This window comes from Pseudomonas sp. Sample_21 (assembly GCF_004307525.1).
GTDB classification, from domain to species: Bacteria; Pseudomonadota; Gammaproteobacteria; order Pseudomonadales; family Pseudomonadaceae; genus Aquipseudomonas; species Aquipseudomonas atacamensis.
Map to the genome: position 1 here is coordinate 1 of NZ_RCNZ01000096.1, position 1,112 is coordinate 1,112.

General features: G+C 55.0%; 1 protein-coding gene. It reads left to right on the forward strand.

Features of this window, described 5'->3' with window-relative positions:
- Positions 1-1,112 (forward strand): elongation factor Tu (tuf, locus tag D8U71_RS18125; RefSeq protein ID WP_130888353.1); only part of this gene is annotated, 1,112 nt, incomplete at both ends.

The window sequence follows — 1,112 nt, forward strand, 5'->3', positions numbered from 1 at the left end:
ACCATTGGTCACGTTGACCACGGTAAAACCACTCTGACTGCTGCTCTGACTCGCGTTTGCTCCGAAGTTTTCGGTTCTGCAATCGTTGACTTCGACAAGATCGACAGCGCACCAGAAGAAAAAGCTCGCGGTATCACCATCAACACCGCGCACGTTGAGTACAACTCGAAGATCCGTCACTACGCTCACGTTGACTGCCCGGGTCACGCTGACTACGTGAAGAACATGATCACCGGTGCTGCTCAGATGGACGGCGCTATCCTGGTTTGCTCGGCCGCTGATGGTCCGATGCCGCAAACCCGTGAGCACATCCTGCTGTCCCGTCAGGTTGGCGTTCCGTACATCGTGGTCTTCCTGAACAAGGCTGACCTGGTAGACGACGCTGAGCTGCTGGAACTGGTTGAGATGGAAGTTCGTGACCTGCTGTCGACTTACGACTTCCCGGGCGACGACACTCCGATCATCATCGGTTCGGCTCGTATGGCGCTGGAAGGCAAAGACGACAACGAGATGGGCACCACTGCCGTCAAGAAACTGGTTGAAACTCTGGATGCCTACATCCCAGAACCAGTTCGTATGATCGACAAGCCATTCCTGATGCCAATCGAAGACGTATTCTCGATCTCGGGTCGCGGTACTGTTGTGACTGGTCGTATCGAGCGCGGTATCGTTCGCGTTCAGGATCCGCTGGAAATCGTTGGTCTGCGTGACACCACCGTTACTACTTGCACCGGTGTTGAAATGTTCCGCAAGCTGCTCGACGAAGGTCGTGCTGGCGAGAACTGCGGCGTTCTGCTGCGTGGTACCAAGCGTGACGACGTTGAGCGTGGCCAGGTTCTGGTCAAGCCAGGTTCGGTCAAGCCGCACACCAAGTTCACCGCAGAAGTTTACGTTCTGAGCAAGGAAGAAGGCGGTCGTCACACTCCGTTCTTCAAAGGCTACCGTCCACAGTTCTACTTCCGTACTACTGACGTGACTGGTAACTGCGAGCTGCCAGAAGGCGTTGAAATGGTAATGCCAGGTGACAACATTCAGATGACTGTTACCCTGATCAAAACCATCGCGATGGAAGACGGTCTGCGTTTCGCTATCCGTGAAGGCGGTCGTACCGT